Raw genomic sequence first — 12881 nt, 5'->3', positions numbered from 1 at the left:
AGTGTTTTTTTATTTTAACCTAATAGTCCATTCAAAATCCATCTCTGAAACCTGCTCCCCATTTTCATTTGTACCAATAGATTTTAGCCAAAAAGTCTGCCCTTCCCTAGTTGTTATTGCATTTTGTATAGCCATTTCTATCTGATTTGCATTTTGACATTCAAAGGTAATTCTTCCAGTTGCTTTTTTGGTAAACTTACTTTTATTACTAGCAACCAGCATGGCAATATTTCGATTACTGTTTTGAATATGCATCATAACTAAAGCTCCTGTGGTTAATTCGGCTGCCATTGCCTGAACAGCAAAATACATGGAATTGAAAGGATTCTGGTTAATCCATCTGTGTTTTACTGACACTTTGCAACTAGTAAAATCGATTTCTTTTACCCGCACACCACAAATGTATGCCGATGGTAATTTGAATAACAAAAAGCGATTGAGTTTTGCGACCGTAAGTTTCATTAAATTGGTTTTGAAACTAATATACAAAATAATTAGTTAGCTCTCCTGAATTCATCTTTGTTAATTATATGTTAATTTTAAGTACTTTGCAATACACAATACCTGTTTTAAGATATATATTTGTATAAGAAATTACTATACACTAAAAACATGGAAACCAAAACCGAAAAAACCACCGCAGCATTAGCTCACCTAAGTGCTCTTTCACAGTACTTTATCCCTTTTGGAAATTTTATTTTTCCAATAATAATTTGGAGTAGTAAAAAAGACAAATCTGAATTTATTGATTATCACGGCAAACAAGTCATTAATTTTCAACTGAGTCTTTTATTATACTCAATAATATTTGCTCTTATTGCCGTTCCCACATTTGCAACAGTAGTTTTTAGCAGTATGGACTGGAACGAACTATTAAACGATCAGGATGTTATTTTCGAAAAAATTAATATGGCTAACAATATTAATCTAATAACCACCGGAATTGTAGCTGTATTATTAATCATTCTATTAAAAATTGCTGAATTTTTCTTAATCATCATTGGAGCTATCAGTGCTTCGAATGGAGAAAAATACAAATATCCTATCACGATAAACTTTATTAAGTAAAACAAAATGACAAATCATGAACATTGAAAACACAAAAGCACAGATGCGTAAAGGTGTTCTCGAGTTTTGCATCTTATCCGTTTTAAAACAACAAGATGCCTATACATCCGAAATATTAGAGACATTAAAAAACGCAAAATTATTAGTCGTCGAAGGCACCATTTATCCTTTGTTAACACGACTAAAAAACGACGGATTGTTAACCTATCGCTGGGAAGAATCAACCTCCGGACCACCAAGAAAGTATTATGGACTAACCGAAACAGGACAAACTTTCTTAAACGAACTAAATGGCACTTGGACTGAATTGTCAAATGCTGTAAATTTAATAACAAATCAAAAAACAAAGTCATGAACAAAACTGTAAATATAAACCTGGGTGGTGTGTTTTTTCATATAGACGAAGACGCATACCAAAAACTTTCGCGCTATTTTGACGCTATCAAACGTTCTCTTAACAACGCTTCGGGACAGGATGAAGTAATTAAGGATATCGAAATGAGAATTGCCGAATTATTAGGCGAAAAACAAAAAAGTGACAAGCATGTTGTAGGCTTAAAAGAAGTAGATGAAGTGATTGCTATCATGGGACAACCGGAAGACTACATTCTGGAAGACGAACCAAAAACTTTTGAAAACAACTACCAACAAAGCGGAACCGGTAAATCAAAAAAACTATACCGTGATGGCGAAAAAGGAATGATTGGCGGGGTTGCAGCCGGTTTAGGTCATTACTTTAATGTAGATGCCGTATGGATTAGAGTGGTTTTACTTTTATTAGTATTTGCCGGCTTTGGTACAGGAATATTTGCCTACATCATTCTTTGGATTGTAACTCCAGAAGCCAAAACTACATCGGAAAAACTGGAAATGACTGGTGAACCTGTAAATATTTCGAATATCGAAAAAAAAGTAAGACAGGAATTTGAAAATGTTTCTGAAAAAATTAAAAATGCCGATTACGACAAATATGGTAATCAGATAAAAAAAAATGCTTCGAATGTAGGGAATTCATTAGGCAACTTTATTCTAAGCGTTTTCAAAATCATAGCTAAATTTCTGGGAATTATGCTAATAATTACAGGCATCAGCATATTAGTCATTTTATTGATAGGCGTTTTTACATTAGGAACAAACACCTTTATTGATTTTCCATGGCAGGGATTTGTAGAAACAGGTAATTTTACTGATTATCCTATCTGGACTTTCGGCTTGTTAATGTTTTTTGCAATTGGTATTCCCTTCTTTTTCCTGACATTATTAGGCTTTAAATTATTAGCTCCTAATACAAAATCGATTGGGTCTATTGCCAAATACACTTTGCTGGCGCTTTGGATTATCGCTATTGCTTTAGCCGTTTCATTGGGATTAAAACAAGCTTCAGCCTTTGCAATGGATGGTCGCGTAGTTAAAAAAGAAGCGTTGAATATTCCGTTACAGGATACTTTGCAAATTAAATTCCAGCACAATGATTATTATGCCAAAGACATTTATGATCGCTCCGAATTTAAAATCACTCAGGATTCAACCAATAATGATATTATTTATTCGAATGAGGTGCGTTTTAGAATACAAAAATCGAACGAAAATTATTCGTATATCCAAATCGAAAAAGAAGCCAAAGGAAAATCATTTTCAGAAGCCAGAGAAAAAGCGGAACAAATTCGTTACCAATATAAAATAATTGGAAACCAGCTGATTTTTGATAATTATTTACTAACTGATTTAAAAAATAAATTCAGGAATCAACACATAGAAATCACCTTATTTTTAACCGAAGGCACTTTATTTAAAATAGATTCCAGCGTTCATGATTACGATCAATCTGATGATGATTTCTTTGATTTAGATTACGATACTGACGAAGCTATCTACAAAGTAAATCATTCAGAAGCTGCATGTTTGAATTGTTCTGATAATGAAAATACGGAAATTAAAACTACTTCTGAAAGTCAAACAACAGACACTATAATCAATTCTGACACACAGATTGAAGAATTAAAAATTGGCAAAGACGGTGTTATCATTAAAACCAAATAATTATGTTAGTAAGCTTAAAAAATAGCCTGATTGTTTTTGCCGCAGCAACATTGATTTCCTGCAACAACAACCATCATCATCATTCAATTAAAGGTAATGGCAATATTGTTACCCAAAAAAGGGATATTGAAGACAATTTTAAAAGTATCGAAGCTAACAGCGGTATCGAAGTAATCGTTGAACAGGCTGACAGAACCCGAATTGCAGTAGAAGCCGATGAAAATATTCAAAATAGTATTACTACCAAAGTTAGAAATGGTGTTTTGATTATCAGTCGAAAAAACGGAAGCTACAGCAGTCATCATGGACAAAAAGTTTTTATAACCGTTCCTGTCATCGAGGAATTGACAGCCAATAGCGCTTCATCAATAAAAACCAAAAACACTTTAAAAGGAGAAAATATTAGTCTAAACACTTCGAGTGCCGCAAAAATAGAAGCGCAATTATCCATTGATAACATCAAAGCCAATAGCAGTAGCGCCAGCAAAATTGACATTAAAGGAATGGCACTCAACCTCGATGCAGAAGCCTCTAGTGCCAGCAAGATAGAGGCCGAAGATTTGCTTGTAAATACTATTACAGTGGAAACTTCAAGCGGATCAAAAGTTAGTGTTCATCCTATCCTAAGTCTAAAAGCTGACGCCAGCAGCGGAAGCCGGATTGAATACCACAATAATCCAAAACAAATTGAAAAAACCTCAAGTTCCGGAGCAAGTATTGAACAGGACTAAACATAAATTCATATAAAAATCGAAATCGCTTACTATTTAAGTAAGCGATTTCTTTATATTTGTAAAGAACCTAAAGAATATTTACATGAAAAAATTTAGCATCCTACTTCTGGCCTTTTTATCCAGCACCATTATTCTAGCTCAGAAAAAAGAAAAAATAAGCGGTTCAAAAACAATCGTAACAAAGCAAAAAAACATCAAAAACTTCAGTGCTATTGAAGTACAAGACAATCTGGTTGTTTCATTAGAAAGAGGTGAATATCCTGAAATAAAATTGGAAGCCGATGATAATTTAATTGACATTATAGACATTGATGTTACTGATAGCGTCCTGCATCTTTCTACTTCTAAAAATGTGGTAAAGAGTAAATCTTTAAAAGTAAAAATTACATACACCGAACAACTAAACAGTATTACATCAAAAAATGAAGCTGTAGTTAATGCAATCCAGGAAATCCTTACAGAAAATCTGAACATCAAAACTTTTGACGATTCAAAAATATTCATGAATGCCAAAACAACCCATTTTCTGTTACAAGCTGACGGCAGTTCAAAAATTGAGCTGAATCTAAGCAGTGAAAAAATAAAATTCGAATTAACTAAAAATGCAGAACTGAAATCCTTAGTAAAAACCACTGATTTAGCCATAGATATGTATCAAAAAACAAAGGCTAAAATTGAAGGTGAAGCTGATAGTAGTATCATCCGATTAGAAAACAATTCAGAATTAGAAGCCTCTAAATTAGATATAAAAAGTATCGAATTAATTACTGAAGGACAAAGCAAAGCAGCTGTAAATCCTAAAAAAGACATTATTATCAACGCCAGCGAAAAATCGGAAATAGATCTTTATGGTGAGGCAAAAATCGAGATGAATCAATTTATAGACAAAGCCAAAATATCTAAAAAATAATTTTACAAAAAAAAGCCTGTTCCACTCAAAATGAAACAGGCTATTTTTTTATTCTAAAAAAAATTATCCTTTAGCAGCCAAATATCTTTCGGCATCCAAAGCAGCCATACAACCAGTACCAGCAGCAGTAATCGCCTGACGGTATACATGATCAGCAGCATCTCCGGCTACAAAAACACCTTCAACATTCGTTTTTGAAGTTCCAGGCGTATTAATAATATAACCTGTTTCATCCAGAGTTAAATAATCTTTAAAAATATCAGTATTAGGTTTATGACCAATAGCCACAAAGAAACCTGTCGCTGGAATATCATAAGTTTCATTGGTAGTCTTATTCAATACTTTGATAGCTTCCACTACCTGACCATCTCCTATAACTTCAACCGTGTCGTGGTTTAATAAAATCTCAATATTCTCCGTTTTACGAACTCTTTCTTCCATGATTTTTGAAGCTCTGAATTTCTCACTTCTTACCAGCATAGTTACTTTTTTACAAAGTTTTGACAAATAATGCGCTTCTTCACAAGCTGAATCCCCTGCTCCTACAATCACTACTTCCTGATTTCTATAGAAAAAACCATCACAAACGGCACAAGCCGAAACTCCACCACCCATTTGTAAATAATGTTGTTCTGATGGTAATCCTAAATATTTAGCCGAAGCCCCAGTAGAAATAATTACCGTTTCACAGTGTAATTCGATAGTATCATTAATCCACACCTTATGAATATCTCCTGAAAAATCCACTTTAGTAGCCCATCCATCACGAATATCTGCACCAAAACGTTGCGCTTGTTGCTGCAACTGAATCATCATTTCCGGCCCCGTAACTCCATCAACATATCCCGGAAAATTCTCTACTTCATTAGTAGTAGTCAATTGACCTCCTGGTTGCATTCCTTGGTATAATATTGGATTCATATTAGCTCTGGCCGCATAAATTGCTGCAGTATAACCCGCAGGACCAGAACCTATAATAAGACATTTTATTTTTTCGATTGTATCTGACATAATAATTAAAGGTTTAATTTTAAAAACAGCACAAAAGTAAGTTTTTATTATTTGAAAACGAGACTAGAATTATCAGTTTTTATTATTTTAATATAGAAGAATATGAAAACTTTTCTAATCCTAATAAAGACACCAGTAAAATAATAATGCCATATTGGAGATACTATCATGTCCATACATAGATTCGATTACCCCTGGAATTTAAAAATACCAAACAAAAAAAATGACTGAATTAGAAGATGTTATCCCTTTAAAAGAGACCTAAAATTTAGGAAAACAAAAAGGGTAGCCAAATAGGTCTCATTTTCTTTGATACAACTTGAACATTTTGGAGTCAAATAAATAGAAAAACCCCTTAAATCATACGATTTAAGGGGTTTTGACTGCTTTTAAAAAGCTTAAGTGTCGGGGTGGCAGGATTCGAACCTGCGGCCTCCTGCTCCCAAAGCAGGCGCGATAACCGGGCTACGCTACACCCCGTAACGCGGCTGCAAATATACAACTCTTTTTAAGTTTTGCAAACAATTATTGAAAATAAAATAAAAATATAAAAATCCAAACCATAATTCCTCAAAACACCACAAATCAAGCTTTAACAAATGTTAACAAAATAGATTTTTAGAAACAATAATAAATTGTATTTTTACCGTTCAAAATTATACAAAATAAATGGGCAAAATCATTGCGATTGCTAATCAAAAAGGAGGCGTTGGAAAGACTACAACATCTGTAAATCTTGCAGCTTCCCTAGGTGTTTTAGAGAAAAAAGTATTATTAATAGACGCTGATCCTCAGGCAAATGCCAGCTCAGGATTAGGTATCGATGTGGAAAGTGTAGAAATTGGTACTTACCAAATTCTGGAACACAGTAACACTCCAAAAGAAGCTGTAGTACAATGTACCGCTCCTAATGTAGATGTTATTCCTGCTCACATCGACCTTGTGGCTATCGAGATTGAATTAGTTGACAAGGAAAACAGAGAATACATGCTTAAAAAAGCATTAGAAAGTGTAAAAGACGACTACGATTATATCATTATTGACTGCGCGCCTTCGCTTGGACTGTTGACATTAAATGCCTTAACAGCTGCCGATTCTGTAGTTATCCCTATTCAATGCGAATATTTTGCTTTGGAAGGTTTGGGTAAATTATTGAATACAATAAAAAGTATCCAAAAAATCCACAATCCTGAATTAGACATCGAAGGTTTATTATTAACCATGTACGATTCGAGATTGCGTTTATCTAATCAGGTAGTTGAAGAGGTACAAAAGCATTTTAACGATATGGTTTTTGAAACTATTATCCAACGAAATGTAAAATTGAGTGAAGCACCAAGTTTTGGTGAAAGTATCATTAATTATGATGCTACCAGTAAAGGCGCGACCAATTATTTACATCTTGCTCAGGAAATTATAAAGAAAAACATCCAATAATTATATGACGAAAGCGATAAAAAAACAGGCTTTAGGAAGAGGTTTATCGGCTTTACTAAAAGATCCGGAGAACGATATTAAATCTGTAGAAGATAAAAATGCAGACAAAGTTGTTGGAAATATTATTGAACTTGAAATTGAAGCTATTGAAATCAACCCGTTTCAGCCCAGAAGCAATTTCAATGAAGAATCTTTAAAAGAATTAGCTACTTCTATTAAAGAATTAGGTGTAATTCAGCCTATTACTGTTCGAAAATTAGACTTCAATAAATACCAGTTAATTTCCGGGGAACGTCGTTTGCGTGCTTCGAAATTAGTTGGATTAACTCATGTTCCGGCTTATATCAGGATTGCGAATGATAACGAATCTCTGGTTATGGCATTGGTTGAAAATATTCAACGTCATGACTTAGATCCTATCGAGATAGCACTTTCGTACCAACGTTTGATGGACGAAATCCAATTGACTCAGGAACAAATGAGTGAGCGTGTAGGAAAAAAACGTTCTACAATTGCCAATTATTTGCGACTTTTAAAACTGGATCCGATTATCCAAACCGGAATTCGCGACGGTTTTATCAGTATGGGACATGGTAGAGCCATCATCAACATTGAAGATTTAGATGCACAAACTGATATTTACCAAAAAATTGTAAGTCAGAATCTTTCTGTTCGCGACACCGAAACTTTGGTAAAAAACTACCACGAAAGTCTAAAACCAAAAACGGCTGTTGTAAAAACAAAAGCAGCTTCATTTGATGTAAACGAAAGTCAAAAAAGAATTTTTAATGCTTATTTTGGAAACTTAGTTGACATCAAAGTTGCTACTAATGGAAAAGGAAAAATTACCATTCCATTCCAGTCTGAAGACGATTTTAATCGAATTATTGAATTAATTAAGGGATAGTGAACAAAATTATTTCCATAGCACTATTTCTAATTATTTTAAGCAACACTTCTGCATTGGCACAAAAAACAGCCAAAACAGAAGAAGTAGTAGCCAAAGACACTCTGAAGTCAATTGACATCGATCCTTTAACACCGGCAAAAGCAGCATTTTATTCGGCCGTTTTACCGGGTTTGGGTCAGGCTTACAATAAAAAATATTGGAAAATTCCATTGGTTTATGGAGCCATTGGAACCAGTCTGTACTTTTATTTAGACAGCAATAAAAAATACCATCAATTTAGAGATGCTTACAAACGAAGATTAGAAGGATATACCGATGATGAATTTTCGTTTTTGGATAACAGCCGATTGATTGCAGGACAAAAATTTTACCAGCGAAATCGGGATTTCTCTACTTTGTTCATCGTAGGTTTTTATGTTTTAAACATTATTGATGCCAATGTTGATGCGGCATTAATGCAATTTAATGTTGACGACAGACTGTCGATAAAACCTACTCTTTACAGAAACGACATCAACCTTAAAACAAACGTAGGGCTTAGCCTTAATTATAACTTTTAATCGAATACAAAAGAATTGATTGATTCAATATCTTTTTAATTTAAAATAACACACAAATGAAAATCGCGCTTTTAGGATACGGAAAAATGGGTCAGGTAATTGAAAGAATTGCTCTGGAAAGAGGTCATGAAATTGTTTTGAAAAAAGACGAATTCAATACCTACGACGGACTTGCAACTGCTGATGTTGCAATTGATTTTAGCGTTCCTATGGCTGCTGTAGATAATATTTCGGCCTGTTTCAACAACAATGTACCGGTAGTTTCAGGAACAACCGGCTGGTTAGACCGTTACGACGAAATGATTGCTTTGTGCACAGCAAAAAACGGTGGTTTTATTTCGAGCTCTAACTTTAGCTTAGGAGTAAATTTGTTTTTTGGTCTAAACGAATATTTGGCTAAAATGATGGCTAAAATTGACGGTTACAAAGTAACTATGGAAGAAATTCACCATATCCACAAACTAGATGCTCCAAGTGGAACAGCAATTTCATTGGCTCAGGGCGTTATCGAAAACAGCGATTACAAAAACTGGACATTAGAGCAGGCTAAAGAAAACGAAATTCATATTGAAGCGGTTCGTACCGGAGAAGTTCCCGGGACACACACTGTAACTTATGATTCCGGTATTGACAGCATCGAAATCAAACATACAGCTCACAACCGTGAAGGATTTGCACTTGGAGCTGTAATTGCTGCCGAATGGTTAGCCGGTAAACAAGGTATTTTCAGTATGCGTGATGTTCTTAACATTCAATAATCAAACCCAAATTAACCTTTAATTCAAAAGAACTATGACACTATATCAATGGTTTGTATTTTTTCTTATTATTCAAGTTGTTCATTTTTTAGGAACTTGGAAATTATATGAAGCAGCAGGAAGAAAAAAATGGGAAGCTGCAATACCGGTATATAACGCTATTGTTCTGATGAAAATCATTAACCGACCTACTTGGTGGACTTTATTGCTTTTTATACCAATTATCAACCTGATTATGTTTCCGGTTATTTGGGTAGAAACACTAAGAAGTTTTGGAAAACGCTCTCAACTAGATACTCTTTTAGGAGTTGTAACTTGCGGATTGTATATTTATTACATCAATTACACTCAAAAATTAGACTACATCAAAGAAAGAAGTCTGCATCCTAAAAACAAAACAGCCGATACGGTAAGTTCACTATTATTCGCAATAATTGTTGCTACTTTTGTACATACTTATTTTGTACAACCTTATACCATTCCAACTTCTTCATTAGAAAAATCATTACTCATAGGCGATTTTCTTTTTGTAAGCAAGGTAAATTATGGAGCCAGAGTTCCTATGACAACAGTTGCTTTGCCGATGGTTCATGACTCTATTCCAATGACCAAAAGAAAATCCTACCTGAGTTTTCCGCAATTGCCTTATTTAAGATTACCCGGAATTGAAGACAAAATTGAACGCGCAGACATTGTTGTTTTTAACTGGCCTGTTGACACCGTGCATTACTTTTTTGAGCAAAAAGGAAAACCTGGAGTGATTAAACCTATTGATAAAAAATCCAACTATGTAAAAAGATGCGTAGGTATTCCGGGAGACAGTTTGGCTATAAAAGACGGCACTATCTACATTAACGGAAAAGTATTACAACTGCCTGAACGTGCAAAACCTCAATTTTCTTATGCAGTAGGAATAGACACTAAAAATCCACCTGTTGATTTTGAAAACCTATTAAGAGAATTGGATGTTACCGATGGAGTAGCTATAAACGAAGCAAAAGACACCTTATATTTTAGAGCATTAACTGCTGCAAGTGCCGAAAGATTAAGAAATACAGCCGGAATAACTATTGTAAAACAACAAATCGCAAAGAATGTTGAACCAAGCATTTTTCCAAATATCAACAAATGGAATCAGGATAATTTAGGCCCTATTTATATCCCGGAAGCAGGAAAAACAGTAGCACTTACTTTAGAGAGTTTGCCTTTCTACGAAAGAATCATTACTGATTATGAAAAAGACGAAAACGGAAACAAAAACGACTTAAAAGTTACCGGAAACGAAATCCGCTTGAATGGGAAAGTCATAAACAGCTATACTTTCAAACAAAACTACTATTGGATGATGGGTGATAATCGCCACAACTCAGAAGATAGCCGTTACTGGGGTTATGTGCCCGCAGATCACATTGTAGGGAAACCTGTTTTTATCTGGATGAGTTGGGATGCGAATGGTAAAGGAATCAACAAAGTGCGTTGGGACAGAGTTTTCACTACTGTAAATGGCGAAGGTCAACCACAATCATATTTCAAAATTTTCTTAATTCTATTGGCAGCGTTCTTCATTGGAGAATATTTTTGGAAAAAAAGAAAAGAGAAAAACAATATCTAGTTTAAAGTTTTAGGTCTAAAGTTAATTCTGAAATCAATTTTAGACCTAAACTGATATAAAAAAACACATGAAAACCTTATTACACCCATCTTATTTTCCATCGATTAGTCATTTTGTTGCCATGCTGCAATCAGAAAGTATCGTCTTTGAAATGGAAGATAATTTCCAAAAACAAACCAATAGAAACCGCACTTATATTTATAGCCCAAACGGAATCCAACTCCTAAATATCCCTATAAAACATTCCAAAACGAGCCATCAAAAAACCAAAGACATTCAGATAGAAAACGATTTTGACTGGCAGAAACAACATTTTAAATCTCTGGAAGCCGCTTACAGAAGCTCTCCTTTCTTTGAATTTTTCGAAGATGATTTTGTGCCTTTTTTCGAAAAAAAACATACTTTCCTGATGGATTTGAATCTGGAAGCATTCGAAATTATCTCCAAATGTATGCGTACTAAATTCGATTTCGAAACTACTACCGAATATTTTCATGAAGTAGATTCAAATGAAATTCAGGATTATCGTTTTTTAGTAAACGGAAAAAAAGACACTTCTGTATTCGAACCTTATACCCAGGTTTTTGATGATAAATTTGGTTTCATCAACAACTTAAGTATTCTAGATTTACTTTTTAACGAAGGAAAATTTACTGTAGATTATCTAAAAACACAGCATTTAGTTATTCGATAATTTGGCTTTTTTTTTTAAACCGTAAAATTTCTCACTAATAATTCGTGCATTCGTGGCTATAAAAACCTAATCCAACGAAAGCTTTGCCATTATCGGATAATGATCGGAATTATCGAATTCAGGGAAGGTTTCAAACTTTTTGACCTTCATTATTCTGTCGGCAAAAATATAGTCTATACGGGCAGGATAATACTTAAAACGATAGGTTTGCCCAAAACCTTTTCCGGCTTCTTCAAATCCATCTTTTAAACTGCCTTTAATGATGCGATACACATAAGAGAAAGCACTATTGTTCATATCCCCACAAATAATAAGCGGATATTTACATTCTCTGATACTTTCTTTTAAAATTTCGGCTTGCTGTTGTTGCTGTTTGAAAGCTTTACTTATTCGAATAAACAACATCTGGGATTTTTGCTTATTAATCACATCTATATTCTCCGAAATCTCATTAACATCGGGCGAAATCTTGATTGACTGTAGCTGCATATTGTAAACCCTTATAATGTCCTTACCTTTCTTAATATCGGCATAAACTACGTTGTTATTCGAATTGGGAAAAGAAATTTTACCCTGCTCAATAATTGGGAATTTCGAAAAAATAGCCTGCCCGGTTTTTATTTGCTTTCCTTCCATAAAAATGGCACGGTGCGGATACACTTTCAAATCAACTTGAGCTGAATTAGAATACTCCTGAACACATAAAATATCGGGGTTTTTATCATTTATAAATTCTAAAATAGTCTCCGGAATATCTGATTTATCTTGCCATTTAAACAAATTAAACAAGCGCACATTGTAGCTCATTACTACAAAATCCTTATCGGTTTCAGGATACTCTTTATTCGAAAATTTATAGAATTTATTAATAAAAGTAATCCCCATTAGCAAAACCAAGCCCGATAACATCATCCTCTTTTTGAATTGAATGGCCCAATACAGAAAAAAAAGAGTATTAAATATAAAAAACAAAGGCATAAACAAAGTCAGCACCGATAAAAGAGGAAAAATCTTCGGTGACAAAAATGGCAAAACATAAGCGATAAAAGTAAGGGCTATCAAAAGGATATTTAAAGAAAACATTCCTCTGTTAAACCACGAAAGCTTTTTCATTATTTTTTATTTATGCTTAAAGTAAAACTAAGAA

14 protein-coding genes and 1 tRNA gene are annotated in these 12881 nt (G+C 34.0%); 11 read left to right on the top strand and 4 right to left on the bottom strand.

Annotated elements, in window-relative coordinates; genetic code table 11:
- Positions 1 to 9: 9 nt before the first annotated feature.
- A complete protein-coding gene (locus tag FDM27_RS03270; protein WP_071185312.1) occupies positions 10 to 462 on the bottom strand; it encodes a DUF4442 domain-containing protein in 453 nt (150 codons plus the stop codon).
- 150 nt (positions 463 to 612) lie between these two features.
- Between FDM27_RS03270 and FDM27_RS03265 the strand changes: the two genes are divergently transcribed.
- From FDM27_RS03265 to FDM27_RS03245, 5 genes are all read left to right on the top strand, one after another.
- Positions 613 to 1068: a DUF4870 domain-containing protein gene (locus tag FDM27_RS03265; protein ID WP_140485154.1), complete on the top strand. Its 456-nt coding sequence runs from the start codon at positions 613 to 615 to the stop codon at positions 1066 to 1068.
- A gap of 16 nt (positions 1069 to 1084) precedes the next feature.
- Positions 1085 to 1423: a PadR family transcriptional regulator gene (locus tag FDM27_RS03260; protein ID WP_140485153.1), complete on the top strand. Its 339-nt coding sequence runs from the start codon at positions 1085 to 1087 to the stop codon at positions 1421 to 1423.
- Entirely contained in the window at positions 1420 to 3108 is a 1689-nt protein-coding gene (locus FDM27_RS03255; RefSeq protein ID WP_140485152.1) for a PspC domain-containing protein, read from the top strand. Before FDM27_RS03260 ends, FDM27_RS03255 begins: the two co-directional genes overlap by 4 nt.
- A gap of 2 nt (positions 3109 to 3110) precedes the next feature.
- Complete coding sequence (locus FDM27_RS03250; protein WP_140485151.1) at positions 3111 to 3839, top strand: head GIN domain-containing protein; 729 nt, start codon at positions 3111 to 3113, stop codon at positions 3837 to 3839.
- An 85-nt stretch (positions 3840 to 3924) separates the two neighbouring features.
- Positions 3925 to 4752, top strand: a complete 828-nt coding sequence (locus tag FDM27_RS03245; RefSeq protein ID WP_140485150.1) for a GIN domain-containing protein — start codon at positions 3925 to 3927, stop codon at positions 4750 to 4752.
- 63 nt (positions 4753 to 4815) lie between these two features.
- Here FDM27_RS03245 and trxB read toward each other — a convergent pair whose 3' ends face one another.
- Positions 4816 to 5763: a thioredoxin-disulfide reductase gene (trxB, locus tag FDM27_RS03240; RefSeq protein ID WP_071185306.1), complete on the bottom strand. Its 948-nt coding sequence runs from the start codon at positions 5761 to 5763 to the stop codon at positions 4816 to 4818.
- Between the two features lie 405 nt (positions 5764 to 6168).
- Positions 6169 to 6243 (bottom strand) — tRNA-Pro (locus FDM27_RS03235).
- A 189-nt stretch (positions 6244 to 6432) separates the two neighbouring features.
- Between FDM27_RS03235 and FDM27_RS03230 the strand changes: the two genes are divergently transcribed.
- The 6 genes from FDM27_RS03230 (at position 6433) to FDM27_RS03205 (ending at position 11734) form a co-directional block, all read left to right on the top strand.
- Positions 6433 to 7200, top strand: coding sequence for a ParA family protein (locus tag FDM27_RS03230; RefSeq protein WP_140485149.1), 768 nt, complete (start codon positions 6433 to 6435; stop codon positions 7198 to 7200).
- A gap of 4 nt (positions 7201 to 7204) precedes the next feature.
- Positions 7205 to 8107 carry a ParB/RepB/Spo0J family partition protein gene (locus FDM27_RS03225; RefSeq protein WP_140485148.1) on the top strand — a complete coding sequence of 301 codons (903 nt, stop codon included), beginning with the start codon at positions 7205 to 7207 and terminating at the stop codon, positions 8105 to 8107.
- On the top strand, positions 8107 to 8670 hold the full coding sequence (locus FDM27_RS03220) for a DUF5683 domain-containing protein (protein WP_140485147.1): 564 nt from the start codon (positions 8107 to 8109) through the stop codon (positions 8668 to 8670). The genes FDM27_RS03225 and FDM27_RS03220 overlap by 1 nt, the downstream gene beginning before the upstream one ends.
- A 56-nt stretch (positions 8671 to 8726) precedes the next feature.
- Positions 8727 to 9428, top strand: coding sequence for a 4-hydroxy-tetrahydrodipicolinate reductase (gene dapB, locus FDM27_RS03215; RefSeq protein ID WP_140485146.1), 702 nt, complete (start codon positions 8727 to 8729; stop codon positions 9426 to 9428).
- Positions 9429 to 9462: 34 nt separating this feature from the next.
- On the top strand, positions 9463 to 11040 hold the full coding sequence (lepB, locus tag FDM27_RS03210) for a signal peptidase I (protein WP_140485145.1): 1578 nt from the start codon (positions 9463 to 9465) through the stop codon (positions 11038 to 11040).
- Positions 11041 to 11107: 67 nt separating this feature from the next.
- Complete coding sequence (locus FDM27_RS03205) at positions 11108 to 11734, top strand: WbqC family protein (RefSeq protein WP_071185299.1); 627 nt, start codon at positions 11108 to 11110, stop codon at positions 11732 to 11734.
- 66 nt (positions 11735 to 11800) lie between these two features.
- Here the strand turns inward: FDM27_RS03205 and FDM27_RS03200 are convergent, their stop codons facing one another.
- Positions 11801 to 12847, bottom strand: coding sequence for an endonuclease/exonuclease/phosphatase family protein (locus FDM27_RS03200; RefSeq protein WP_071185298.1), 1047 nt, complete (start codon positions 12845 to 12847; stop codon positions 11801 to 11803).
- Positions 12848 to 12881: the final 34 nt, after the last annotated feature.

This window comes from Flavobacterium sp. GSA192 (assembly GCF_006386525.1).
Classification (GTDB): domain Bacteria; phylum Bacteroidota; class Bacteroidia; order Flavobacteriales; family Flavobacteriaceae; genus Flavobacterium; species Flavobacterium commune.
The sequence above is the reverse complement of the archived record's forward strand: the minus strand, read 5'-3'. Positions and strand labels throughout refer to the sequence as shown.

What these genes read in the sequence shown, in the direction of transcription:
- lepB (WP_140485145.1), top strand. Translation starts at nt 9,463, where the DNA reads ATGACACTATATCAATGGTTTGTATTTTTTCTTATTATTCAAGTTGTT.
- FDM27_RS03230 (WP_140485149.1), top strand. Translation starts at nt 6,433, where the DNA reads ATGGGCAAAATCATTGCGATTGCTAATCAAAAAGGAGGCGTTGGAAAG.
- dapB (WP_140485146.1), top strand. Translation starts at nt 8,727, where the DNA reads ATGAAAATCGCGCTTTTAGGATACGGAAAAATGGGTCAGGTAATTGAA.
- FDM27_RS03250 (WP_140485151.1), top strand. Translation starts at nt 3,111, where the DNA reads ATGTTAGTAAGCTTAAAAAATAGCCTGATTGTTTTTGCCGCAGCAACA.
- FDM27_RS03200 (WP_071185298.1), bottom strand. Translation starts at nt 12,847, where the DNA reads ATGAAAAAGCTTTCGTGGTTTAACAGAGGAATGTTTTCTTTAAATATC.
- FDM27_RS03245 (WP_140485150.1), top strand. Translation starts at nt 3,925, where the DNA reads ATGAAAAAATTTAGCATCCTACTTCTGGCCTTTTTATCCAGCACCATT.
- FDM27_RS03225 (WP_140485148.1), top strand. Translation starts at nt 7,205, where the DNA reads ATGACGAAAGCGATAAAAAAACAGGCTTTAGGAAGAGGTTTATCGGCT.
- FDM27_RS03270 (WP_071185312.1), bottom strand. Translation starts at nt 462, where the DNA reads ATGAAACTTACGGTCGCAAAACTCAATCGCTTTTTGTTATTCAAATTA.
- FDM27_RS03255 (WP_140485152.1), top strand. Translation starts at nt 1,420, where the DNA reads ATGAACAAAACTGTAAATATAAACCTGGGTGGTGTGTTTTTTCATATA.
- trxB (WP_071185306.1), bottom strand. Translation starts at nt 5,763, where the DNA reads ATGTCAGATACAATCGAAAAAATAAAATGTCTTATTATAGGTTCTGGT.
- FDM27_RS03205 (WP_071185299.1), top strand. Translation starts at nt 11,108, where the DNA reads ATGAAAACCTTATTACACCCATCTTATTTTCCATCGATTAGTCATTTT.
- FDM27_RS03260 (WP_140485153.1), top strand. Translation starts at nt 1,085, where the DNA reads ATGAACATTGAAAACACAAAAGCACAGATGCGTAAAGGTGTTCTCGAG.
- FDM27_RS03265 (WP_140485154.1), top strand. Translation starts at nt 613, where the DNA reads ATGGAAACCAAAACCGAAAAAACCACCGCAGCATTAGCTCACCTAAGT.